The organism is Parathalassolituus penaei, from assembly GCF_026626885.1.
GTDB classification, from domain to species: Bacteria; Pseudomonadota; Gammaproteobacteria; order Pseudomonadales; family Oceanobacteraceae; genus Oceanobacter; species Oceanobacter penaei.
Window position 1 is genome coordinate 1 of record NZ_JAPNOA010000054.1, and the last position, 25,069, is coordinate 25,069.

The window sequence follows — 25,069 nt, forward strand, 5'->3', positions numbered from 1 at the left end:
GTTGTGAGGTGGCAAAAGCTTATTCAGAACGGCTTCGCGACGTTCAATGGTGGCCAGTTCCTGGCCGCCCACTGTAGGTTTTAAGGTGAAAAAATCATCGGACAACTATGCTGACACAGCGGGATCATCCCGATAAGCCAGAGCAGGCTCTGGGTTATTCAGAGGGGCCTTAACCCTTTGCCTTCCGGTAGCTATAGAGATTGTGCTGATTCGGCGATACCGATTGAGGCTGATCATCAAACCCGGCTTGTGATTGGCCGGTGATCAGACAAGTCAAATCATGCTACAGAGTTGGTAGAGGGTTTTAATCAGCCTTTGGCCATGATCTCTTGGAGTCATCCTGTTGCAGCAAAACAGTAATGTTTCCTTTGATATATTGCTTGCCTGCTTCTGTGTGGTGGTTGATTTTTTTAATGTTATTATTGTCATAACATATGTCTGCTTGCGTGACAGACCTTGATGTACCCAGAAAGCTTGGCTGCTGTTCAAGACTGTCAAGTCATAACACTTCTGGTTTAGGGACACGCAGAATAACTCTGCGCAGCTATCATTGCGCGAGTGCTGTAGTGCGTTTGATCCGTGTTGCTGCATTCGTCACCTTGCTCGCATGCACTGAAGTAGTACCCGTGCGAGTTGTTCAAGGTTTTCAAAGAGTCCCTATAAAGACAGCTTGTTTCTGTAATGAATTAATGATCGTAGTTGATGTGATAATTATTCTCTAGAGATACTAGGAATAACTTTGCACCGCTCAAATGCGTTGCAGCTCGCGCCCTTCTGGGCTGTCGGGATGGTGATGACTTGGTCTCGCCGGTTTTTGACGTAGCCCGCTATGCCATCAAACCGGCTTCGTTATTCATCACAATCCCGATAAGCCAGAGCGTACACCGGGTTATTCAGAAGGTTCCTGGATTCCGGCTTTAGAGCGATAGGCCGCAGTGTTCTCTGTAATGCAGCCTGAATTCAGGTGCCTGTTTTGTCAGTAACAGAGAGTTAAAAGCAAGGCAGACCAGTGATTGCCAATAGGGCAGTTTAATTGGCAATTTGGCCTGTGAAGAGGTTTTGTTGTTATGGATGTTTTGGAAATACTGGTACTGCTGATTGCGCTAGTGTTGATTGCATTGGTGGTGTCAGTCGTGCTCGTGATTGTGCAGGCGGTCGTTGGAAAGCGTTCTGCTAGCAAGTCCGGTAATGTTTCTTCTGCGATGGCGAGTATTCCTGTTTCGGAACGCGTTGATCCTGTGGTAACAGAATCTGCTGCTACGACAAAAGTTAATTCGTCGGACAATTCGAATGATAAGCTAGCTGACGTTTCGGCTATATCAGGTGATAATTCTCCAACTGATCAGCAAAACGGAGATGCTTCACAGTTGGCTTTTGAACATCAAGTGATTGCAGAAGAAAACAAGTCGAGTTCTATTCCGGAAGATGAGATCCGACGTCCAGCAGTCGATGCCAGTGCCCAGATTGCAACTTCTGCTGCGGGAGAGCGTTACCCTTACATGGCAGGAGGCCCATTGCTGTCTCCTATCGAACGTCTGTTTTATGGAGACCTGAAGGCTTCAGTCTCCGATCGTACTGAGATTTTTTGCAAGGTACGTGCTTCAGACGTTATCAATCCGAAAGCGAGCCTCAGTTTTGAGGAAATGCAGTTTGCTTCAGAGCAACTGGCAACCCAGCGCTTCGACTTTGTGTTATGCGATTCTCGCGATTTTTCCGTTGTGTGTGTGATTGAGCTTGATGGGCTTGGAGAGCGGGAAGGTCTGCGCAAGATCCAGCGTGAAATCCTGCGCAAATGTGCAGAATCAGCGAACTTGCCAATTTTGCTGGTGGATATGAAGCGTGGTTATACGATCAAGGAGATTCGTGATCGTGTGACCTATCTGCTGCCGGGCCAGGCGGACGGTTATATTGATGATGCGCGCAGTGGTGCTATACCGGCAGGTTCGAGTATTGCTGAGCTGGTGATCGAAGCTGATGATGAGCAAGAGAGCAACGTCGTTAACGAAGATCACAATGCTGAGGTCGTTGCCACTGCGTCGGCGGTGAGTGAGTCTGCTGCTGCGCACGCATCGTCAACCGCCAGTTTTTCAGAGACCGCGGCGGATCATGCTCATCAGACATTGTGCCCGCGCTGTCAGTCACCGTTAAAAATGACACTGGCGACCACCGGTGAGTTTGCTGGCCGTTATTTCTGGATCTGCAGCCAGTTGCCGCAATGTCCTTACGTTGCACCAATCAGTCCTCCGCAGTAATGCGGGCAAGAAAAAGCCACCTACGGGTTAATGCTGACCAGTTAAGCACCCGTCGGCATTCTTAAACGTCGTTACCGCATCGGTTGGTTACGATCTGTTCGGCTTGTTAATTGGCTCTACCGTATGCCTTCATGGGGGACCTTGTCCCCCGGCCGGCCTGGCCTCCCCCTGCTTAGCCCGACTGGGTTCGTGCTTCCGGTTTTCACCGACAACGGCGTTTCGACCCCGGCCAGAGGCACATCCCTGTGCCAACTGGCCTTGCGGTGAATCCCGGCTCGCCCAGATGGGCATTTGGGCAGCCAGCTGCGCTGGGCAAATTCGGAAATCAATGATCTGGCTGTTTAAAAGTACCTAACTGATCGGCATTACACCTACGGGTGGCTTTTTGCTTTGTGGGGGATTGGCAGTGTAATCGGAGATTCACCGCGGTGTGTCGAGGTTACCGGCTGCGGTCAGGAGGCCAGCAAGGTGACGGGTTGCCGGACCAGGTGCCAGACTGGCTGTGACCAGAAACAGCTCTTCGAAACGGCTGGCTTCGTTTTTCATGGGCAGCGGCTGCAGAAGTCCGCTTTGCAAGTCTTCCTGAATGCGACTTTCCGGCAACCAGGCAAATGCCAGACCGCGACGTACGATGTTCAGGCTGGTATTGATGTGAGTAACGGTCCAGCGCTGATGAGAGCCGAGCCAGCCTGCGTCCTGGCGATGTTTGCGGCTGCTGTCGCGCAGAACTACCTGGCGCCAGTGAGTGAGATCGCTGAAGTCGAGTTCTGACAGTTGTTGGAGCGGGTGAGTAGGGGCACTCACCGGCATAAAACGTTCGCGATGAATGGCGGCGCCGGACACGCCCATGGGCAGCGCTGAGGTGATCAGCAGGTCGATTTCACCTTGTTCCAGCATCTCGTTGCCACCGTTCAGCACAAACTCTTCCAGTTCGATACGAGTATCCGGAAACTCATGGGAAAACTGTTCGAGTACATGAAACAGGCGTTCGCTTGGGAAAATCATATCGGTCGCCAGGCGTACGATAGGTTCGACCCCTTGCCGAAAGCGTCCAGCCAGTTGATCAAGGCATTCGGCCTGGTTCAACAGGTTTTCAGCCCGTTGTAGCAGCAATCGGCCCGGTTCCGTCAGAATGGCTTTGCGTCCTTCGATCTCGAGCAAGGTAACGCCCAGCTGCTCCTGCAGCTTGTGCACACCATAACTGATAGTGGACTGGCTTTTGAAAATGGCTTCGGCTGCCTGGGCATAACCACCATGGTCAACAACTGCCTTGAACATGCGCCATTGTTCCAGTGTGGTTTTCATGTCGAAAGATCCTGCCGTGATAGAAATATGAACGGGCTGTATTTTGCATGGCAGTACCTTGGGGTGGCAACTGATGCCCGGAGGGATAGTCAGCGATCTGGAGATTTTGTATGAAAGGATCGGAACCGCCACTACAGGCGGATAATTGTAAGGCGCCGGGGGTGGTGAAAAACCCCATTATTCGCGGGTTGTTGCTGGCGACCGGCTGGTTAGCCGTGGTGTTGGGTGTGGTGGGTATCTTTTTGCCGCTACTGCCAACTACACCGTTTCTGTTGCTGGCCGCTGCCTGTTTTGTTCGAACATCCGGGCGGTTTTATCAGTGGCTGCTGGGACATCCGCATCTGGGGCCTTACGTGCTGGGATATCTGGATGGTAGTGGATTGCCACTCAAGGCCAAGGTTTACACTCTCCTGCTGATGTGGGGCAGCTTGTTGTTGTCGGCGTTTTTCATTCTCGATTCCCGTTATGCCCGGGTGTTGCTGCCACTGATTGGTGTGGGGGTTACGGTTTATATTCTGCGATTGCCGACTCTGAGACCGAACTCATCGGATTCGCATTCGTCGTAAGGTGGGCGAAGACATCGGAAGGCGGTATCCTGCCGCCTTCTTTGAAGGGGAATCTATGTTTCTGACTGATCGTTGCATGCTGGTAACGCTGGCATTTTTTATCCTTCTGGCGGTGCTGTTTTATCTGTTTCCGCAAATGGATTTACTGGTAAGCAGCTGGTTTTACGTGGATCACCAGTGGCTGGGCGACAGCAGCGCGGTTGCTACATCCATTTATGGCTTGTTTCGGTATCTGCCGTATTGGCTGATTCCGGTGTTGCTGATTTGTCTTGGGTTGACCTGGGTGCCGGGTGGTTTGCCAAAAAACGGTCGTCGAACCTGGATGTTTTTGCTACTGACCCTGTTGCTCGGGCCGGGTCTGCTGGTGCACGGCATCTTCAAGGATGGTTTTGAACGTCCACGGCCGCGTCAGGTGGTGGAGTTTGAGGGGACTTATCAGATGGTGCCGGCATTTGTGATCAATCAGGAGTGCCATCGCAAGTGCAAGTCGTTTGTCAGTGGTCATGCGGCGATGGGCTTTTATCTGATGGTGCTGGCCTGGGTCAGTCGCCGTCGGGTCTGGTTGTGGGCCGGGGTTGGAGTTGGCAGTCTGGTGAGTCTGGTGCGCATCACCCAGGGCGGACATTTCCTGAGTGATGTGCTGTTTGCCGGTGTTTTGTGCTGGCTGGTGTATTTGTTATTGGCTCGCTGGTTGTTGGGGCATTGGCAAATCCGGCCAGCTTCCTGACATCCGGGCGGTGTGATCGCCGCCCGTGTTTTGCTCTGTTCTGAACGGGTTATTCAACCACTACCAGGCTGCGGTTTTTCTCCAGTGTAGCCTGGCCAATACCTTTAACGGCGGTCAGATCTTCAACACTGTTAAACGGTCCATGTTCTTCACGAAAACGCACAATGGCTTCCGCTTTGACGGCACCAATACCGTTCAATGTACTGAGTTCGGCTGCGCTGGCGCTGTTGAGATTCACTTTACCGGCAGGGGCAACGGCTGCGGTGGCCGCTGTTGGTGCAACCGCGGCTGGGGTCGCGGCGGCAACCGTTTGTGGTTTGGCGGGAGTCTGGTCAGCGGCGGACGCGATGCTGGCAGTGGCCAGTAATACGCTGATCAGGGAGGTGCGGGTGAGCTGTTTGATCCATTGCATATGATTGTCTCCTTGGGTTTGGAGACATCACAGTAGCAATGGTTTGTGGTCTTGCGAATCGCACAAATTTCGTAGTTTTCGAGGAATTTATCTCAGTCTAAATACTGAGGCAAAACGTACATCTTTACTCGTCACCCGCGTCGTCAGCGACTTTTTTTCTGCTCTTTTTACACGTTTCCTCGATCCATTTGCTGTCGTTGTACCAGGCGCTCCAGCCCGTCGCCTTACCGTCGGTTTCGGTCATGACGTACTGCTCTTTGCTCTTGAGACTGTAACGGATAATGGTTGGATTACCCTGGTCATCCTGACGTGGTGCATCCAGCAGGTAGTGATATTCTCAGGCAGAATAGCCTGATGCGGCAGCGATTCGGTCACCAGCGGCGGATGCGATGCTGGCAGTGACTGGTAATACGCTGATCAGGGATGTGCGGATGAGCTGTTTGATCCATTGCATGTGATTGTCTCCCTGGGTTTGGAGACATCACAGTAGCAATGGTTTGTGGTCTGCGAATCGCACAAATTTTGTAGTTTTCGAGGAATTTATCTCAGTCTGAATACTGAGGTAAAACGTACATCTTTACTCGTCACCCGCGTCGTCAGCGGCTTTTTTGCTGCTCTTTTTGCGCGTTTCCTCTACCCATTTGCCGTCGTTGTACCAGGCGCTCCAGCCAGTCGCTTTGCCGTCGGTTTCGGTCATGACGTACTGCTCTTTGCTCTTGCGGCTGTAACGTATAATGGTTGGATTGCCTTGGTCATCCTGACGTGGTGCATCCAGCAAGTAGTGATATTTCTCGGGCAAAATAGCCTGATGCGGCAGCAATTCGGCCACCAGTGGCGGGCGGGTTTCCCGGTTTTTCGGGAACTGGCTGGCCGCTAGGAACAGACCTGAAGCACCGTCACGCAGAACGTAGGTGTCATCCACTTTCAGGCACTTGAGTTCCGGCATCGGGATGGCGTCCATCTTCGGTGGAGCTGCTTCACCACTGCGCAACAGTTTGCGAGTGTTTTTACATTCGGTATTGGTGCATCCGAAGTACTTGCCAAAACGGCCGGAGCGCAGCTGCATTTCGCTGCCACACTTGTCGCATTCGATAGTTGGACCATCGTAACCCTTGATACGGAACTGGCCTGTTTCAACTTCAAAGCCCGAGCAGTCCGGGTTGTTACCACAGATGTGCAGTTTGCGATGATCGTCGAGCAGGTAGCTTTCCATGGCAGCGTCACAGATGGAGCAGCGACGCTTGTGCATCAGCAGGCGGCTTTCGGCTTCTTCATCGTCATCTGCAGGCACTGCTTCGTCGCCTGCGACCAGGTTCAGGGTCTGGGTGCAGCGCTCTTTTGGTGGCAGTGAATAACCGGAACAACCGAGGAATACACCGGTAGAGCCGTTACGAATCTGCATATGACGACCACAGGCCGGGCACGGAATATCGGTGTCGACCGGGTTGTTCGGGCGCATGCCAGAATCCTGTTCGGCGGCATCCAGCTTGTGCTGGAAACCTTCGTAAAATTCGTCCAGAACACCTGTCCAATTGCTGTCGCCCTCGGCAATATGGTCGAGCTTCTCTTCCATGGTGGCGGTGAAGCTGTAGTCCATCAGGTCGTCGAAGTTTTCAACCAGACGGCTGGTAACAATGTCACCCATCTTTTCAGCGTAAAAACGACGGCCCTTGAGGCTGACGTAACCACGCTCCTGGATGGTGGAGATAATCGATGCGTAAGTAGATGGACGACCAATGCCACGTTTTTCGAGTTCTTTAACCAGTGCGGCTTCCGAGAAGCGCGGGGCTGGTTTGGTGAAATGCTGTTTCGGTTGCAGCTCGGCCAGTTGCAGTTTTTCGCCTTCGGATACGTCGGGCAGCAGTACGTCTTCGTCCTTGCCACCGGAGTTCAGCACTTTCAGGTGACCATCAAAACGGATCACGCGGCCACGGGATTTCAGTTCGAAATCGCCCGCTTGAGTGGTGATGCTGGTACTGGTGAACTGGGCATCAGCGGTTTGACAGGCAACAAATCGACGCCATATCAGGTCGTATAGACGTTGTGCATCCGGTTCCATACCGGCAAGGTCGGCAGCACGCAGATGAACGTCGGACGGACGAATCGCTTCGTGCGCTTCCTGGGCGCCTTCCTTGGAGCTGTACAGGCGTGGTTCGGCTGGCAGGTAGGCATCACCCAGTTTGGCCAGGATGTAGTCTCGTACGCTGCTGACGGCGTCCTGGCTCAGGTTGGTTGAGTCGGTACGCATGTAGGTGATGTAACCGGCTTCGTACAGACGCTGCGCCAAGGTCATGGTTTTCTTCACGCCAAAGCCCAGACGGGTGCTGGCGGCCTGCTGCAGGGTTGAGGTAATAAAAGGTGCAGCAGGTTTGGAACTGGTTGGCTTGTCTTCACGCTTGCTGATGGCAAATGGCAGTTTTTCCAGTTGTTGCATCAGCGCCATGGTGGCGGTTTCGCTGGTCGGGCGGAATTCTTCACCCTTGTAACGAACCACTTCGGCACGCAGCACTTCGCCACTGATGGTTGCCAGGTTGGCCCAGGCTTCCCAGTATTCTTCCGGAATAAAAGCGCGGATTTCACGCTCGCGCTCAACAATCAGGCGTACCGCAACGGATTGCACACGTCCGGCTGACAGGCCGCGAGCAATTTTGGCCCACAGCAGCGGTGACAGCATAAAGCCCACCACGCGGTCGAGGAAGCGACGCGCCTGCTGGGCGTTAACGCGGTTCATGTTAAGGTCTGAAGGTTCTTCAAACGCTTTCTGAATGGCTTTTTTGGTGATCTCGTTGAATACCACTCGACGATACTGTTCGTCTTTGCCGCCGATGATCTCACGAAGGTGCCAGGCGATGGCTTCTCCCTCGCGGTCCAAGTCCGTTGCCAGATAGACCTTGTCGGCTTCACGAGCCAGACGCTTGAGTTCATCAACGACTTTTTCCTTACCGGGCAAAATCTGGTAATTGGCGGCCCAGCCGTTATCGGGGTCGACCCCCATGCGGTTTACCAGTTGCTCACGCGCCTTGCGCTGTTTGTACTCGGCTTTTTCAGTCGGGGACATTTTGCGGGTCAGGGCAGCCTGACGGGCACGTTCTTTCGGATCGGTTGGAGTACCGGAACCTGAGGCAGGCAAATCGCGGATATGGCCGATACTGGACTTCACAATAAAGTCCTTGCCCAGATATTTGTTGATGGTTTTCGCCTTGGCCGGCGACTCCACAATTACCAGCGATTTGCCCATAAATTCGGTGTAACCCTTAGTTCTTGGTTTGGTTCAGCTCCTGCTGAGCCGACACTTTATAGGTAGACCATAGGGTCAGGTCAAGCATGACTGTTTCCGGTCGGTTGTTACTGCCCCTGCATAACGGGCATTTGTTGCTAGACTTTGATGAGTTCCAAAAGGTTCAGAGGAGTCACTTTGTACTCAGTTCAGCATGTGCAGTTACGATTCAGGGGAGGATGACGAATGTCCGCCCTTGGACTGATCATAGCTCTGGCATTACCAGTTGCACTGGTATTGTCCGGATTTGTCTATTATGGCCGTCACCAGCAGAAACAGCAGGCGCAACGGTTGCAGGCGGCGCTTATCCGTTCGAAAGCGGATGAGTTAAAAGAGGCACTGGAGTTACTAGTGATTATTGATGGTCATCGTGAATTGCAGATGGTCGTGCTGGAGCGTCTGCAACATCTGTATCGGCTGAGTGAGGATGCGTTGCCATATGAAAGCCGTAATGATCAGCAGGAGGCCGAAGCGGCTGCAGGAGAGTCTTCAGCGGGGACTACAGTAGAATCACTTCGTGCAAAAATTGAAGCTAATGGCGAGGTTCGGCCGGTTCTTAAAAGTGATCGCGAGATTCGTTTTGCTAAACAACAGTTCAATCGCATTCTTAAATCGCTAGGTGCTATGGCTCGACAGAAAGTTATTTCAGAAACGACATTGGCAGAGTATCGACGCTATTTGCGATTGACTCTCCTTGAACGTGAGGTGGACACTTTTGTTGCTCAGGGAGATCTTGCCGCAGAGAGGGGCGATGTTGTTTCTGCTGGAGGGTACTACAAAGCAGCGAAGAAATTGCTTATTGAATGCGACATTCAATATCCCGAAAAGAATGAGCGTATTCGTGACCTGTCTCACCGATCGGCTACTTTGTACAGTGGTGGCGTCGTGAAGGAAGACAAACTGTCGAGGGCGCTATCTAAAGAGGCTGAGCCGAATATGGATGCTCACGGCATTCCGCTCGATCCTAATGAAAAACGCAAATACTGACAGTCAGAGTAATGTCCCAAGGCTGGTATTCTCGTTGCCGTTTTCTTTCGACTGACTGCCTTTATGCCCCTGTATTCCCGTCTTGCCGATTTTTTCCGGAATCACTGTTCCGCTGCGCGGATTGAGCCGGTGCCCGGTTTGCGTCCGGGAATCGATATTCTGCGTCTGGACGCCATTCACCCTCTGTTGTCGGGCAACAAGCTGTTCAAGGTACTGGATGCTCTGGAACGTTTACCGGATCCGCAGGCACTGGTGTCGGTGGGTGGTGTGCATTCCAATCACCTGCATGCTCTGGCTGCAATCGGTTATCACTGCGGTATCCCCGTTACCGGGCTGGTACGCGGATATGCCAATGTTGAGTTGACGCCGACACTGGCTGATTGCCGCAAGCTGGGCATGCAGCTGGTATTCCTCGATCGCCAGCAGTATCGCCAGCGGTATGAGGCTGACTTTCAGCAATATTGGGCGCAGTCCCTCGGGGCGGTCTGGATCGGCGAGGGCGGTGCGCTGGCGCCCTGGCAGGAGGCGTCTGTTGATCGGGCTGAGGTGGCTGGTACCAGTAAGGCGGCACAGGCTCTGGCCGAACTGTGTGGCGGCTACGATCAGGTCTGGCTGGCAACCGGCAGTGGCACTACCGCGCGAATGGTTTTGCCGGTTTTGCCTGCACAGCCCCGCCTGATGCTGGTGCATACCGTTGCTGATCAGGGCGAGCTGGAAACGAGCTGGCGCACGAGTTATCCGGACGGCAACTATCAGTTTGTGGATTCATGCGACATGCCGTTTGGCCGTTTGTCACCCGAGTTGCGGGAGCTGCTGGAACGTTATGATGCCCTGGGGCTGCCACTTGATCCGGTATACGGCGTACGACTGCTGGCGGCGCTTGAGCAGTGGCTACAAACCCAAAGTGGCGTGGAGCCGCGTATTTTGCTGGTACACGGCGGTGGTTTGCAGGGACGGAGGGCGGTGGGATTGAGTTGGTCTGGTCAGGCCACTATCGAATCCTGGTTGGCCAATCCTCATTTACCAGCATCCAGCGTTCCTGTTCGATAAAACCTGCTCCTGCCAGTTCCTCAACCCGAACCACACAGACCGGAATGCCAACATGGCGAAAGTGCAGATCGAGATACTGGTACAGCGTCTGATTGCTGATGCCAAACGCGACATGGGCCGGACTGCACCAGAACGCCTTGTCGAGTACGTACCATAATCCTTCTGACAGGTGTTCACGACCGTTGGGCCAGTGGGTCCAGTAACCTCGCCAGTGATCAGGGTTGATGCCGTCTGGTAATGGTGGCACGGCTTGCGGATGGGCTGGATAAAACAGGCATCCGCGAACAATTGCCTGTGACTGCAGATGGTTCCAGCCACGTTCTGCCAGCCAGGTGCTGACGTCGGGGCGATGGGGTAACAACAGCTGGTGGTCGAACAGGCGGGCGAGTTTGTTATTCAGGGGGTCGCGGCTATCAGGGCCGACCCAGCCATTCGGGCCAGCCAGAAAAAACTTCAGCGCCAGCTCGATATGCCAGTGGTTGCCATCCGGTTGCTCAAACAGCAGATCCAGTTCGCCAAGGGTGTGTTGACGGTCGCCAATACGCAGACCGGCTTCAAAACGCCAGCCAGCACGATGCAGCGATTGTTGCCAAAGCGACTCGAAATAATGGCCAAGACGGCGATTTTTGCCGCTGGTCTGGTCGATATTGTCCTGTCTCACAGGAAAACTAGTGCCAACGTCCAGTTGTAACAGGTCGTTGAGCCAGTCAGTCTGTAGCGAGCGGTCGCAGTCACGGATCAGCGACGGGCCATAAAGGCTCCAGAGGCGGTCTCGTTCTTGCTGATGAGTCGCCCGTTGCAACAGGGTGTGACAGCTTTGCATAGTGGTAGTTAACAAGCGTTTTACCGGTCTGTGTGTTATAACGGCGCTGGCGGAAATGCCCATTTATCGGGTTTGCCGCATGGGTCCTGCAGTCCGGTTCCGCTTGCCGGAACCCGGCAGGAGCAGCCGTTTGGGCGCAGGATCGGATCAATAACAACGACTTGGGTTAAGGTGATGGAAGAGTTCCGCAACATCGGCATTATCGGTCGTCTGAACAGTAACAAGGTCATTGAAACCGTCAAGCGATTGTCCCGGTTTCTGACCGAAGAAGGTTACTACGTGATTCTGGACGACCGCATCGCCGAGGTTATCCCCGGCCATAACATGCAGGTCAGCAAGGTTAACCTGCTGGGTGAAATCTGCGATCTGGTGATTGTGGTGGGCGGAGACGGCAGTCTGTTGGGAGCTGCCCGGGCATTGGCGAAATACCATATTCCGGTTCTCGGTATTAACCGTGGCCGTCTCGGGTTTCTGACCGACATCAGTCCCGATGACAACATGTGTGATGAAGTGAAGGCCGTACTGGATGGTCAGTACACCAGCGAGTTGCGATTCCTGCTGGATGCCGAAGTGAAGCGTGACGGTAATCCGATTGGTGCCGCTGCTGCTCTGAATGATGTGGTGCTGCACCCTGGCAAGTCGGCGCGGATGATTGCGTTCGATCTGTATATCGAAGGTCAGTACGTTTACAACCTGCGTTCGGATGGTCTGATTGTATCGACCCCGACCGGTTCGACCGCCTACTCATTGTCCGGTGGTGGTCCAATCATGCATCCGAAGCTGGATGCTCTGGTTCTGGTGCCGATGTTCCCGCATACCTTGTCGAGTCGCCCGATCGTGGTGGACGGCAAGAGCGAGATCAAGATTCACATTGATGGTGATCTGGATATCTATCCAACCGTCAGCTGTGATGGCCAGACCCATATTCCTTGTGCGCCCGGTGACACCATCACCATTCGCAAGAAGGCTCACAAGCTCAAGTTGATTCATCCCAAGGGGCATAATTTCTACGAGATTTGTCGCACCAAGCTGGGGTGGAGCAGTAATCTCGGAGATTGAGAATGCATCAGGGCTACGATCTGATCGGTGATATCCACGGTTGTGGTGAAACACTCATCGAACTGCTGGAACAACTCGGTTATAGCAAGCGTAATGGCGTGTATCAGCATGCCCGTCGCAAGGCTATTTTTGTTGGCGATCTGGTGGATCGTGGCCCTAACATTCGTCTGGCCTGTCATATTGTGCGCGACATGGTCGAAAATGGTTACGCCGATATGGTGATGGGGAATCATGAATACAATCTGATGACCTATCTGACCCCGGCTCCCGCCGGTATGCGTCAGCCGTATCTGCGGGAACACACGCCGCGCAATACCCGTATTGTTGAGCAGACCCTTGAGCAGTTCGCCAATCATCAGAGCGAGTTGGATGAGTTTCTGGGCTGGTTCCTCGAACGGCCGTTGTATCTCGAGCTGGATCACTTCCGGGTGGTTCACGCTTGTTGGGATCAGGCCATGATCGACGAATTTGTCGCTCGTTACGGTGGTAACCAGATTCACCGCGACATGCTGGTGGAGTCGGTGGATACCGGCACCTTCCTGTATCAGTTCCTGGACCGCACCCTGCGTGGAACCTCGCTGAAGTTACCGGATGGGCGCAGTATGACTGCTAGTGACGGTTTTGTGCGTCAGTTTTTCCGAACCAAGTTCTGGGAAACCGAACCGCATCATTACAACGATGTGATTTTCCAGCCAGACCCATTGCCGGAAGATCTGCAATATCGTCTGCTGGAAGAGCATGAAAAACGTCAGTTGTTGTTTTATGGGCCGGATGAAAAACCGTTGTTTATAGGCCACTACTGGATGTCCGGTATTCCGGCACCGCTGGGCCATAACATCGCCTGCCTTGACTACAGCGCGGTGAAATACGGTCGTCTGGTTGCCTACCGCATGGATACCGAGCATCATTTGCAACCCAGCAAATTTGCCTGGGTGCGGGTGGAGAAACACGAACGCTGATGGAACCCCTTCTTGTATTGGTTGCCGGGCCCGAGATTGATCTTGGCCCGGTGACGCGCCTGTTGTGGGCGCACCGGATTGGCCACCGGGTTGTCGAAATCAATGGCCAGCAACATCTGTTTCTGGCGCGCCGGGAAGACATTCCTCAGGTGCGTATCTGGATTGGCCAGTGGCGCGAAGGGCAATTGCCTGAAGCGCAGGCTCCGGCTGTCAAACCCCTGTCACGATTTATTGTCACTCTTGCGCAAATTCCGGTAACCCTGCTGGTGCTGCTGCTTCTGAGCGGGATTTTCCTGTGGATGCAGGTTTCCAGTGCATGGGAGCCATGGACGATGCCGGGTGCCGATTTGTGGCCCGATCAGCGCTTCAGCCTGTCGGCCTATGCCGATATCGGTGTGGTGGCTTTTTTTCTGCCAGCATTGCTGCACCTGTCGTTGCCTCATCTGGTCTTTAATGGACTCTGGTGGTGGATTCTCGGACGAGCGATAGAGCGCCGTGATGGTGGGCGGGTATTGCTGGTGGTAGCCATGCTGACAGCGGTGTTGTCATCCATGGTGCAGTGGTGGTTTGCGGGGCCTGGATTTGCCGGTGCATCAGGCGTCACCATGGGGTTATTGGGCTGGATTGGCTGGCGTCAGCATCAGAAAATCCGTTATCCGATTCCGCCGATGCTGTTGCCCATGATGGTCGGATTCCTGTTTCTGAGCCTGGTGCTCGACAGTGTTTTCCCCGGTATGACCGGTACTGCACACGGTGCCCATTTTGGCGGATTGCTTGCAGGGTTTATACTTGCGGCCCTGTGGTCGGTATGGCGTCGACCGGAAAAGCCCCGAGGTGAGTTATGACATTGCAGGATCTGATCAAATCCCTGACCCCTGAAGTATATGAAAACCTGAAAAACGCAGTGGCACTGGGCCGTTGGCCAAACGGTGTGGACCTGCAGCCGGGTCAGCGTGAACTCTGCATGGAAGCCTTGTTGCATTATGAAATGCTGCACGATGTGCCAATGGAGCAGCGTGTTGGTTATGTCGGTGGTGCCTGCTCCAGTGGCAACGTCGACAAGATTGGTCGTGATGACCACGTCCAGACCCTGACTATCCAGTAACCGGTCGATTTTATGTCCATCCGGATGGCGGGCCTGCTGCGCAAGATGGCGGCCCACGCCACTCTTCGCCCTTCTGGCAATATTCACGACGTTTCCTATGATTTGCGCCTCGACGAACAGCGTCAGCCATTAACTTCGTGGCTGGGCCAACGAATCGAACTGGCGTTCAGTGGGCGGATATTCTGCTGTAATTGTGGACGTCAAACGCGCCAGAGTTTCAGCCAGGGCTACTGTTATCCCTGCTTCAGCAAACTGGCAGCCTGTGACCGCTGTATGATGAGCCCTGAGTTGTGTCATTACGCTCAGGGGACCTGTCGGGAACCGCAATGGGCGGAAGAGGTCTGTTTCCGGCCACATTTTGTTTATCTGGCCAATTCGTCGGGTATCAAGGTGGGGATTACCCGGGAAGGGCAGGTGCCGGTGCGTTGGCTCGATCAGGGCGCGGTGCAGGGGATGTGTATCGCCCGGGTCAGCAGTCGGCGTTTGTCGGGTTTGATTGAAAGCCGGTTGCGGCAGCATGTACCGGACAAGACCAACTGGCGCACCATGCTGAAGGGGCAAAATCCTGATCTTGATCTGGGGGAAGCCGCGCGACCTTTGGTAGCCTTGCTACAGGAAACCGGTGTCGACGACAGTGATGGAGCAGGTATTGAGTGGCTGTTGCCGCAGCCACTGCAGTTTGAGTATCCGGTGCTGCAATATCCGGTGAAGGTGGCCAGCCTTAACCCGGAAAAAACGCCAGTGGTGAGCGGGCGTTTGTTGGGGATCAAGGGCCAGTACCTGATCCTGGATAGCGGCGTGATTAATCTGCGCAAATATAACAGTTATGAACTCAGCGTTGCGTTGCACGACGACTGAGTCGGATTTCAGGCCGCAATGGGAAACCGGTGGCCAATTATGATTAAGGAATGAGAGCCATGCGCGAAGCACAACCGAAGAGCATTTTCCTCAAGGACTACCAGCAACCGGCGTACTGGATTGTCGAAACCGGTCTGACGTTTGAGCTGCAAGACGGTTACACCGATGTATACAGCCGTCTGCAATTGCAACGTAACCAGAGCCTGACTGCTGACGGCAGTTTGCGTCTGGATGGTCAGCAGCTGGAAACTCTGGAAATCCGGATTGATGGTCGTGTATTGGCAGCGGATGAATACCGTATCGAAGGTGATTCCCTGTTCCTGAGTGGGTTGGGTGAGAATCCGGTGCTGGAAATTCACACCCGTATTCAGCCTGAACAGAATACCGCGCTGGAAGGTCTGTACCGTTCCGGCAGCATGTATTGCACCCAGTGTGAAGCCGAAGGCTTCCGCCGGATTACCTGGTATCTGGATCGTCCGGACGTGATGTCTGTATTCACCACGGCGATTGTGGCCGATGGCAGCCGTTACCCGGTCATGCTCTCCAACGGTAACTGTGTAGCGGATGAGATTCTGGAAAATGGTCGTCGCAAGGTGACCTGGCATGATCCGCACCGCAAACCAGCCTACCTGTTCGCGCTGGTGGCCGGGGATCTGCTGTGCAAGGAAGATACCTTCACCACCATGGGGGGTCGTAACGTTGCCCTGAAGATTTTTGTTGAACCACAAAACATCACCAAGACCGAATATGCCCTGGATGCGCTGAAACGCTCCATGCGTTGGGACGAAGAGGTGTATGGCCGTGAGTACGATCTGGATATTTTCATGATCGTGGCGGTGGATGACTTCAACATGGGCGCCATGGAAAACAAGGGCCTCAATATTTTCAACTCGTCCTGTGTGCTGGCGAATCCGGCCACGGCGACCGATGCGGCTTACCAGCGTATTGAATCCATTGTTGCGCACGAATACTTCCACAACTGGAGTGGTAACCGTGTTACCTGCCGCGACTGGTTCCAGCTGAGCCTGAAAGAAGGTTTTACCGTATTCCGTGATGCCTGTTTCTCAGCCGACATGCACTCGGCGACGGTGAAGCGTATTGAAGACGCCAATATCATGCGTACCGTGCAGTTTGCCGAAGATGGCGGCCCGATGGCGCACCCGGTACAGCCGGATTCCTTTATTGAGATCTCCAACTTTTATACCGTTACCATCTATGAAAAGGGTGCGGAAGTGGTGGGGATGTTGCACAAGATTCTTGGTAAGGACGGTTTCCGCAAGGGCACCGACCTGTACTTCGATCGCCACGATGGTCAGGCCGTGACCATCTATGATTTCGTCAAAGCGATGGAAGATGCCAACGGGGTGGATCTGACCCAGTTCCGTCTCTGGTACAAACAGGCTGGTACTCCGGTGGTGTCAGCCAGCAGTGAATATCGTGGCGATGTTGGTGAGCTGCATCTGACCCTGCGTCAGTCATGCCCGGATACGCCGGGGCAAACCGCCAAAAAGGCTATGTGGATTCCGGTTCAGATGGGCCTGATCGACAGTCAGGGCAACGATATGCCTGTGAATGTGAGTCCGGCGGTGAATGCTGATGGCCTCGCAACCTGGACGGCTTCCAGTCAGGTGCTGCACCTGACTGAAGCGGAGCAGACCTTTGTGTTCTCCGGTCTGACTGAAAAGCCGGTGCTGTCGCTGTTCCGCGATTTCTCGGCGCCGGTGCGGGTTGAGATGCAACAGACTGACGACGAGTTGTTGTTCCGTCTGCAACACGACAACGATGGTTTTAACCGCTGGGATGCCGGTCAGCGCCTGATGCTGAACTGGATCGCCCAGGCGGAACGCAGTGAGTTTGAATTGCCTGCCAAGGCCCGTGCTGTACTGGCGGGTTTGCTGGCGGATAGCACTCTGGATGCTGCCATGGTCAGTTACTTGCTGACGTTGCCATCCGAGGCTTATGTCTCCGAGTTCCGTGATGTGGTCGATCCACAGGCGATTCACCTTGGCCGCAAACGCGTGCGCCTGGCGCTGGCGATGGCCCTGAAAGACGAATTTGCTGCCTGTTACCAGCGTCTGCTGCAACACGGCGAATACCGTCCGGAACCGGCACAGATGACAGCCCGAGCTCTCAAGAATCTGGCGCTGAGTTACTGGTGTGAGGCTTCCGACGCTGGTCTGAACATGGCCATGCGTCAGTTTGAAACCGCTGACAATATGACTGATCAGATGGCGGCGTTGGTGGCTCTGGTGAACAGCGGTGACGCTGAACTGGCCCAGCGTTCTCTGGATGCGTTTTACCAGCAATGGAAACAGGACGTGCTGGTGGTGAATCAGTGGCTGTCGGTGCAGTCGGGCTCGGCCGAGACCGGCACGCTGGAACACGTCAGCCGTCTGTTGTCACACGAAGCGTTCGACTGGCGTAACCCGAACAAGATTCGTTCGGTGGTGGGTGCGTTTGCCAACCAGGCTCTGTGTAACTTCCACCGTACCGATGGTGCTGGTTACGTATGGCTGGCGGATGCGGTGATTCGTCTGAACGCGACCAACCCGCAAATTGCATCCCGTTTGCTGACGCCGCTGACCAAATGGCGTCGTCTGGTTCCGGTTCTGTCGGCACTGATGCGTGCCCAGCTGGAGCGTATTGCCGCAACACAGGATCTGTCTCCGGACGTGTATGAGGTGGTCAGCAAGTCTCTGGCCTGATATGCGTGTGTATCTGGCCAGCCTGCTGGCCAGTTTCTTTCTGCTGGCTGGCGTTCAGGCGCAGGACATGCCGAGTGGTGTGTCGGCGCATCTGGATGGTGGCCAGCATCTGTTATCCCAACTGACTCCTCTGGCGGCCAATCCGGCTGGCAACGGTGTGGATATTCCGCCATGGCGGGGTGGGGTGCGTATGCCTCCGCCTGCGGCGGCTGCGGGCTCTGAACGGGTGTCACCCTACGAGAGTGATCAGTCCATTCTCGTCATCAATGGTGATAACTGGCAGCAATATCGCCAGTTTCTGGCCACCGGTTTGCAGAGTCTGTTTCAGCAAAACCCGGATTTCTTCGAAATTTCTGTGTATCCGACTCGCCGCTCTGCTGCTGCTCCGGATGCGGTTTACGATGCCATTTATCGTAATGCCGTGCGGGTGCAGATGGACCGTGGGCTTCTGTACGGTCAGTTCGCCCAGGGCGGTATTATTTTCCCTCTGGCACAAACCGGGCAGGAGCTGGTCTGGAATCATCTGTCGCGCTGGCGTGGTTATGGCCGCACAGCGGTTGTTGAAGACTGGCAACCCTCTGCTTCCGGTTGGCGGCGCTTACGCTGGCAGCTGGACGAAAAAATTCCGTTTTACAGTCATTTGCATCGTCCGCAGGCAACTGAGCCGATATTTACCCGTGATCTGGTCGCGAATGGTTTCAGTATGTCGGAGATAGCGAATACCCGCAGTGGTGTGAAGCGGGATGAGCGTGGTGCTTATCCGGCGGAATGGCAAGCCAATTTCCCGGCTTCTGAAGATCGCGACATGTTCAGTGCCAATCCCGCGGATTATGTCTGGACCCTGCTGGGTAGTCGCGAAATGTATGTGCCGTATAACCAGAATCTGCAGCAATTACCCGAGCTGATACCCGGCCGCCATCCGTCGATGGCGCATGTTCGATTCGAAAAACATCGCGTGCGGCTGGTGGATGGTGTGTTGCGCAAAGGCGCACACGGTCTCTATCAGAAGCGGGTGTTCTATATTGATGAAGACAGCTCGGCCATTTTGATGGCTGATCTTTACGACGGCGATGGCCATTTGTGGCGTTTTAACCTGGCGTTACCCGTGTGCTGGTATGAACTGCCCGCAGTGGTTTCGGTGGCTGAACTCAGTATTGATTTGCTAGCAGGTAGCTATGCAGCGATTGGCTGGCCGGTGACGGGCGAGTCGCCAAAGTGGCTGGTGCTTGAACAATAGATGCTCACGGATTGGCAAACTGTCAGCCAAATGAGATTATTGGATTGCTGGATATAAACAAGTGCCAAAAACTCAATAAAAGGGGCGTGCTACCTGCATCCATGTCACGGTGGACACAAAAGCCCGGCAGCTGACAGATAACAACAATAAATGGGGTTCGAGATGTACTCTTTCCGCAATCACTCCGATGACCGGCGATGCGGCCGTTGGGGCGGGTCTATTACTTCTGGCGCACTGGCGCTGCTGGTCGCCGCCTTGTGGCCCGTTCAGTCCGTTCAGGCTGGTTGGACCGATCCGCTGGATACTCCCGCTGAAACCGCGTCACTGGCTAACCAGGCATTGGTTCTGGATGTTGCTCGCCGTGGCGATAATCTGGTTGCGGTAGGGGCTTACGGCAATATTCTGCTGTCTGATAAGGCCGGGTTGCAGTGGCAGCAGGCTTCGGTGCCGGTGCGGGTTACCCTGACATCGGTGGCGTTTGTTGACGAGAACCACGGTTGGGCCTGTGGTCACGACGGTGTGATTCTGGCGACGGCGGATGGCGGTGCCAGCTGGTTGCGGCAGTTTGATGGATTTCTGGCCAACAAGGCCGTTGTGGCTGCCGCTGAACAGCAACTGGCTGACGCCGAAGCGAGCCTTGCTGAGCTGGAGGACAATGGCGATGACACCACGGATGCTGAGGCGCTGGTGGAGTCGGCGAATTTTGCCCTCGATGATGCCCGTTACGATTTGCAATCCGGTTCCACTCGCCCTTGCCTCGATATCCAGTTTCAGGATCTCAACACAGGGATGGCTGTTGGTGCCTATGGCTCATTGTTTATAACCCATAACGGTGGCCAAACCTGGGAAGAGGCCTCTTCCCGAATCAATAATCCGGATCGTTTTCACCTCAACTTTGTTCGTGCCATCAGTGCCAATGAATGGTGGCTGGGCGGTGAGAGTGGCCTGTTATTCCGATCCAGTGATGCCGGCGAACACTGGGAAGCGGTTGAGTCCCCGTATGAAGGTTCACTGTTTGATCTGAACCGTGCTGGTGATTACCGGATTCTGGCCGGTCTGCGTGGGCACCTGTTCCGCCTCGATGACTCGGGAGAATGGCAGGAAATCGATCATGAAGGTGACCAGACTTTTAATGCTTCAACGAGTCTCGATGACGGTTCTCTGCTGTTGGTGGGAAATGGCGGTGCCTTGTTGCATCTGGGGACTGATGGCTCGGTGCAGGATGAAAAAACACTGGCGGGTAGTAAAAGCATGGCCGCTGTTGCGGTTGTGAATAATGGTTATCTGGTTGCAGGCGAAGGTGGTCTGGTGCTGGTGAATCCTCAAGGAGAAACAACCGACGCCCGGATGATGCCAGTACAGGAGAGTGCTCATGCAGCCCAATAATCAGCGTTACAGTGAGCCCGAACATTTCCTGATTTCACCGGAGTCGGAGCCATTTCTTGAACGCCTGTTGTTCGGGCGTCGTCATGTGGTTATGGCATTACTGGTGCTGATTACTCTGGTGTTTATGTTTGGTCTGACCCGCATCCGCCTTGATTCCAGCATCGAAAAATACATCCCGCTGCAGCATCCGTTTGTGCAGAGCTATCTGAAACACAAGGATGATCTCAAAGGTGGCGTTGCCAGTGTGCGAATTGCCGTGGCAGCCCGCAATGGCAGTATTTTTGAAGCCTCCTATCTGCAAACGCTCAACAAGATTACCGACGATGTCTTTTTTATTGCCGGGGTCGATCGCTCGGCATTGCAGTCACTCTGGACGCCCAACACTCGCTGGACGGAAGTTACCGAAGAGGGCTTTCAGGGCGGTCCGGTGATTCCACCAGACTACGACGGCAGTGCTGCCAGCGTTGAAACGGTGCGGGAGAATGTTCTGAAATCCGGCCAGGTCGGTCGACTGGTCGCCAATGATTTTGGATCATCCATTATTGATGTGCCTTTGCTGGCAGTGAATGCTGAAACCGGTGAGAAGCTGGACTATCAGCAGTTGTCACATCTTCTGGAAGCTCAGGTTCGTGATCGTTACCAGAACGAGCAGATTGCTATCTACATCACCGGGGTGCCGAAAAAACTGGGCGACCTGATGGATGGTGCAGTTGCGATCGGTTATTTCTTCCTGGCTGCGATGCTGATGACAACCGCCTTGTTGTATTGGTACTCGCGTTGCTGGCGCGGCACCCTGGTGCCAGTTCTGGCTTCTCTGATTGCTGTGGTTTGGCAGCTGGGGGCGCTGGCATTGTTGGGGTTCAGTATTGATCTGTACTCGGTACTGGTGCCGTTTCTGGTGTTTGCGATTGGTATCAGCCATGCCGTGCAGGTGATAAACAGTATTGCCTTGCACGCTGGAGTCGGTGAAAACAGTTTGTGGGCGGCGCGTAAGGCATTTCGCGGATTGTATGTGCCGGGGATGCTGGCGCTGCTGAGCGATGCCATGGGCTTTCTGACCCTGCTGTTTATCGATATTGGCGTGATTCAGGAGCTGGCAATATCGGCATCTGTTGGTGTGGCCATGATCATCATTACCAATCTGGTGCTGTTGCCGGTGGTGATGTCCTGGGTCGGGATTTCGCCGCGGGGTGTTGAGCATGCCCGACGCGGTGCCGCAACAATTCCGGCTCTGTGGCGTGTGCTGTCCGGTTTTGCGGACAGACGACTGGCCTTGCCGGTACTGATTGCGTCTCTGGTGCTGGCGGTGGTTGGGTATCAGTACAGCAAAGGGTTAAAAATCGGTGATCTTGATCCGGGCGCACCGGAGTTACGTGCCGACTCCCGTTATAACCTCGACAATGATTATATGGTTGAGCATTTCTCAACCAGTTCCGACATTCTGGTGGTGATGGTCGAAACCCCCATCGAGATGTGTAACAGCTTCAAGGTGATGGACGTTATGGACCGCTTTATGTGGCACATGAAAAACGTCCCCGGCGTACAGTCTGGTGTGTCTCTGGTATCGGTTTCCAAACTGGTCACAAAAGCCATGAACGAAGGCAATATCAAATGGTTTGCCCTGTCTCGTAACCAGACCATTCTTAATACGTCGGTACAGCGTGCACCGGGCAGTCTGCTGAATGGGAATTGTTCGATGGCGCCGGTGGTGCTGTATCTGAACGACCATAAAGCCGAAACCCTTGAACGTGTTGTGGCGGAAGTACAGCAGTTCAAAGCCCGCTTTGATGATCAGGTCGACGATGTGTTCTTTGGTATGCGCCCGGACGACATCCAGTCGGCGATTGCGTCTGGCAAACTGGAGTCCGTGCCGGTTCGTTTCCAGCTGGCGGCCGGTAATGCTGGTATTGAAGCGGCCACTAACGAGGTGATTGGTGACGCCCAGAACCGAATGCTGATCTTTGTGTATCTGGTGGTTTTTGCTCTGTGTTTGCTGACCTTCCGCTCGTTGCCTGCGGTTTCCTGCATTCTGATTCCACTGGCGTTGACGTCGATTCTGAGTCAGGCGCTGATGACCTGGCTGGGGATTGGTGTAAAAGTCGCGACCTTGCCAGTAATTGCGCTGGGGGTGGGGATTGGTGTGGATTACGGTATCTACATTTACAACCGCCTGGAGGCGATGCTGATTGATGGCAAAAACCTGCGCGAAGCCTATCTGGAGACTCTCTGTTCTACTGGCAAGGCGGTCAGTTTTACCGGGGTTACGCTGGCGATTGGGGTGGCAACCTGGATTTTTTCTCCTATCCGTTTCCAGGCGGATATGGGGATTCTGCTGACCTTTATGTTTATCTGGAACATGTTGGGGGCGTTGATTCTGTTACCAGCGTTGACCAGCATCCTGTTGCGACCAGAGCATATTCGCCAGCGCCATCAGCGCATCCACGGTGAGATTCCACCTGCCATCTGATTCGTCCTGTTTGCCGGGCAGGGTATACTTGCCCGGCTTCTGACAGCTTGTTCAGGTGTTGATTATAAATTTCGCAGGTGTTGATTATGAAAAGCCCCAAAGGACTGGATGTTGAACTTCCTGTAGTGGAAGTGATGAAGGATGCTATCTGGAGTCTGATGGCCAAGCGTCAGATTCTGCTGTCCCGTTTTCTTCCGGTAATGTTGGTGCTGGCTCTGATCGATTGGGGCAGCAGTGTTTTTCTGGAGCAGGGTTCTACACTCCAGTTTTTGCCGATGATTCTGTCTCTGATGGTGAGCATTGTGTTTGCGACCTCGGTCCACCGGTTTACCCTGACCCCTAACGCCGCCATGATGCAGCCAGGTGTATGGCGACGTGCCGAAACCCTGTATCTGCGTCGTGGTTTTATGATCGGCTTTATCTTTGCGGGTATCGTCAGTCTGGTGATGCTTATCGTGGCGATGATTCTTGGTAAGCAGATGGTGGCTGCGGCTGCGGTTGCTGGCCTGATGGTGGCTTTGTACGTGACTGCCCGGGTGTCAGTTGGTCTGCCGGAAATCGCGATGGGGCGTGAAAGCAGTTTGCGCCGCGCCTGGGAGTTGAGTGATGGTAATGGCTCCCGTTTGGTGCTGGTTGTCTGGATTCTGCCTGTGTTGCTGTCTTCGCCGTTTCTGGCGATGTATTTCACCGATCACATTGTGCTGCGTCTGTTTGCGTCATTCGGTACATACCTGATGACACTGTTTTCGCTGGTGACCCTGTCGCTGGCTTACCGTTTTCTGGCTGATTTTGTTGATGGTGACGAGGCTTCTGGTTCTGTTGCTTCTACGGTCGTCAATTCCGAGCACAAAAATGCTGATGGCTTTGATGCCTGAGGCATTCGTTAAAGACGTTCGGTAGCTCAATCAGAGGAAATAAAGCGGGGCGGGGTGTTACGGAAGGGTAATGCTTGTCGACCGCCCCGGTGTGGCCCGTGGGGAAGTACCCTGGGTCTCACACCTGCGCAGGCAGTCTTGCGGCAGATTTACATCTCTACTGCGTCATCAACGTCGTCATCGTATTCATCGAATCCGAAATCGAGCAGCTCTTCAGTGTAGTCGGACATATCCATTTCTCCTTTGTTATTGTCGTTTTCTTATAACGACATTTTCTGGCTTATCCAATAATCCCTTTAGCACTTGGCGTGCCATGTCACATTTTTGTGACTTCTAATGGGACATTTGAAACACCCGGTAGTTCCATTTTGGCCGATTCGGCCCTCTTTCCAGGCTGCAGGCATGGTAGCCGAGCTGTGTGACAGAAGTATGAATGGCGGAAATACCTGGCGGGTTTCAGCGAATCCTTGGTCAGTATTCGGGATGCACAGATCTTGTTGCGCGATTTTGGTGCGCGTGAACAGGTGATCGTACGATGCTGTTCAAAAGTGGTGCTGACAGTATGGTCAGGAACGTACAGGTGGGAAACGGTGAGGTTTCAGAAAGCTTGATAGTGATAAAAATGAACCAGGTAAAACAGAAAACAGGTCTACAACGCTTCGAATGGTTATCTGGCAGACGCCAATAGAAAGTGTAAACGGTAAATTGCGATTGGCAGGATGAGGGTATTGTTGATACCTGAATCAGAAAACAGGATGTTCTGATATCAGCTGCTTTTGGCAAGCTTGAATGTTTGGCATTCAAGTAAAGATGGCGGACTGGACGGGGCTCGAACCCGCGACCCCCGGCGTGACAGGCCGGTATTCTAACCAACTGAACTACCAGTCCGCTTCGTGTCACTCTGTACTGCAAAATCATTGTTGTCAGGCAATGATTGGTGGGTGATGACGGGATCGAACCGCCGACCCTCTGCTTGTAAGGCAGATGCTCTCCCAGCTGAGCTAATCACCCAAAATGGC

General features: G+C 53.9%; 20 protein-coding genes and 2 tRNA genes. 15 read left to right on the forward strand and 7 right to left on the reverse strand.

The window, feature by feature from the left end; all coding sequences use genetic code 11:
• Window positions 1-1,067: 1,067 nt before the first annotated feature.
• The gene (locus OUO13_RS14370) at window positions 1,068-2,252 is read left to right on the forward strand and encodes a DUF2726 domain-containing protein (RefSeq protein ID WP_283174596.1); all 1,185 of its coding nucleotides are present in this window, start codon (window positions 1,068-1,070) and stop codon (window positions 2,250-2,252) included.
• A gap of 420 nt (window positions 2,253-2,672) precedes the next feature.
• Here the strand turns inward: OUO13_RS14370 and OUO13_RS14375 are convergent, their stop codons facing one another.
• The gene (locus tag OUO13_RS14375) at window positions 2,673-3,557 is read right to left on the reverse strand and encodes a LysR family transcriptional regulator (RefSeq protein ID WP_283174597.1); all 885 of its coding nucleotides are present in this window, start codon (window positions 3,555-3,557) and stop codon (window positions 2,673-2,675) included.
• Between the two features lie 110 nt (window positions 3,558-3,667).
• Here OUO13_RS14375 and OUO13_RS14380 point away from each other — a divergent pair, with 110 nt between their 5' ends.
• Both OUO13_RS14380 and OUO13_RS14385 read left to right on the forward strand, forming a co-directional pair.
• Entirely contained in the window at window positions 3,668-4,123 is a 456-nt protein-coding gene (locus OUO13_RS14380) for a YbaN family protein (RefSeq protein ID WP_283174598.1), read from the forward strand.
• Window positions 4,124-4,178: 55 nt separating this feature from the next.
• The gene (locus OUO13_RS14385; protein ID WP_283174599.1) at window positions 4,179-4,850 is read left to right on the forward strand and encodes a phosphatase PAP2 family protein; all 672 of its coding nucleotides are present in this window, start codon (window positions 4,179-4,181) and stop codon (window positions 4,848-4,850) included.
• A 49-nt stretch (window positions 4,851-4,899) separates the two neighbouring features.
• Here the strand turns inward: OUO13_RS14385 and OUO13_RS14390 are convergent, their stop codons facing one another.
• The 3 genes from OUO13_RS14390 to topA form a co-directional block, all read right to left on the reverse strand.
• Window positions 4,900-5,262, reverse strand: a complete 363-nt coding sequence (locus tag OUO13_RS14390) for a ComEA family DNA-binding protein (protein WP_283174600.1) — start codon at window positions 5,260-5,262, stop codon at window positions 4,900-4,902.
• Window positions 5,263-5,386: 124 nt separating this feature from the next.
• A complete protein-coding gene (locus OUO13_RS20095; RefSeq protein ID WP_428982345.1) occupies window positions 5,387-5,506 on the reverse strand; it encodes a hypothetical protein in 120 nt (39 codons plus the stop codon).
• Between the two features lie 333 nt (window positions 5,507-5,839).
• Window positions 5,840-8,500, reverse strand: coding sequence for a type I DNA topoisomerase (gene topA, locus OUO13_RS14400; RefSeq protein WP_283174601.1), 2,661 nt, complete (start codon window positions 8,498-8,500; stop codon window positions 5,840-5,842).
• Between the two features lie 225 nt (window positions 8,501-8,725).
• On the opposite strand from topA, the gene OUO13_RS14405 reads away from it, so the two are divergent.
• Window positions 8,726-9,526, forward strand: coding sequence for a hypothetical protein (locus tag OUO13_RS14405; protein WP_283174602.1), 801 nt, complete (start codon window positions 8,726-8,728; stop codon window positions 9,524-9,526).
• A 138-nt stretch (window positions 9,527-9,664) separates the two neighbouring features.
• A complete protein-coding gene (locus OUO13_RS14410) occupies window positions 9,665-10,576 on the forward strand; it encodes a hypothetical protein (RefSeq protein WP_283174603.1) in 912 nt (303 codons plus the stop codon).
• On the opposite strand, the gene OUO13_RS14415 is transcribed toward OUO13_RS14410, so the two are convergent.
• Window positions 10,518-11,414 carry a DUF1853 family protein gene (locus OUO13_RS14415; RefSeq protein WP_283174604.1) on the reverse strand — a complete coding sequence of 299 codons (897 nt, stop codon included), beginning with the start codon at window positions 11,412-11,414 and terminating at the stop codon, window positions 10,518-10,520. The genes OUO13_RS14410 and OUO13_RS14415 overlap by 59 nt on opposite strands.
• A gap of 159 nt (window positions 11,415-11,573) precedes the next feature.
• On the opposite strand from OUO13_RS14415, the gene OUO13_RS14420 reads away from it, so the two are divergent.
• The 10 genes from OUO13_RS14420 to OUO13_RS14465 all read left to right on the forward strand — a co-directional run bounded on the left by OUO13_RS14420 (window position 11,574) and on the right by OUO13_RS14465 (window position 24,050).
• Window positions 11,574-12,458, forward strand: a complete 885-nt coding sequence (locus tag OUO13_RS14420) for an NAD(+) kinase (protein ID WP_283174605.1) — start codon at window positions 11,574-11,576, stop codon at window positions 12,456-12,458.
• 2 nt (window positions 12,459-12,460) lie between these two features.
• Window positions 12,461-13,417, forward strand: a complete 957-nt coding sequence (locus tag OUO13_RS14425) for a metallophosphoesterase (protein ID WP_283174606.1) — start codon at window positions 12,461-12,463, stop codon at window positions 13,415-13,417.
• Complete coding sequence (locus OUO13_RS14430) at window positions 13,417-14,262, forward strand: rhomboid family intramembrane serine protease (RefSeq protein WP_283174607.1); 846 nt, start codon at window positions 13,417-13,419, stop codon at window positions 14,260-14,262. Before OUO13_RS14425 ends, OUO13_RS14430 begins: the two co-directional genes overlap by 1 nt.
• Entirely contained in the window at window positions 14,259-14,522 is a 264-nt protein-coding gene (locus tag OUO13_RS14435) for a YeaC family protein (RefSeq protein WP_283174608.1), read from the forward strand. The genes OUO13_RS14430 and OUO13_RS14435 overlap by 4 nt, the downstream gene beginning before the upstream one ends.
• Before the next feature lie 12 nt (window positions 14,523-14,534).
• The gene (locus OUO13_RS14440; protein ID WP_283174609.1) at window positions 14,535-15,380 is read left to right on the forward strand and encodes a DUF2797 domain-containing protein; all 846 of its coding nucleotides are present in this window, start codon (window positions 14,535-14,537) and stop codon (window positions 15,378-15,380) included.
• Between the two features lie 59 nt (window positions 15,381-15,439).
• Window positions 15,440-18,085 carry an aminopeptidase N gene (gene pepN / locus OUO13_RS14445; protein ID WP_283174610.1) on the forward strand — a complete coding sequence of 882 codons (2,646 nt, stop codon included), beginning with the start codon at window positions 15,440-15,442 and terminating at the stop codon, window positions 18,083-18,085.
• A complete protein-coding gene (locus tag OUO13_RS14450) occupies window positions 18,057-19,322 on the forward strand; it encodes a DUF1329 domain-containing protein (protein WP_283174611.1) in 1,266 nt (421 codons plus the stop codon). Before pepN ends, OUO13_RS14450 begins: the two co-directional genes overlap by 29 nt.
• Before the next feature lie 162 nt (window positions 19,323-19,484).
• Window positions 19,485-20,708 (forward strand): WD40/YVTN/BNR-like repeat-containing protein, encoded by a 1,224-nt coding sequence (locus tag OUO13_RS14455; RefSeq protein WP_283174612.1) that lies wholly within the window; start codon window positions 19,485-19,487, stop codon window positions 20,706-20,708.
• Window positions 20,695-23,175, forward strand: a complete 2,481-nt coding sequence (locus OUO13_RS14460; RefSeq protein ID WP_283174613.1) for an efflux RND transporter permease subunit — start codon at window positions 20,695-20,697, stop codon at window positions 23,173-23,175. Before OUO13_RS14455 ends, OUO13_RS14460 begins: the two co-directional genes overlap by 14 nt.
• A gap of 86 nt (window positions 23,176-23,261) precedes the next feature.
• A complete protein-coding gene (locus OUO13_RS14465; RefSeq protein WP_283174614.1) occupies window positions 23,262-24,050 on the forward strand; it encodes a hypothetical protein in 789 nt (262 codons plus the stop codon).
• An 811-nt stretch (window positions 24,051-24,861) separates the two neighbouring features.
• On the opposite strand, the gene OUO13_RS14470 is transcribed toward OUO13_RS14465, so the two are convergent.
• A tRNA-Asp gene (locus OUO13_RS14470) sits at window positions 24,862-24,938 on the reverse strand.
• Between the two features lie 47 nt (window positions 24,939-24,985).
• A tRNA-Val gene (locus OUO13_RS14475) sits at window positions 24,986-25,061 on the reverse strand.
• Window positions 25,062-25,069: the final 8 nt, after the last annotated feature.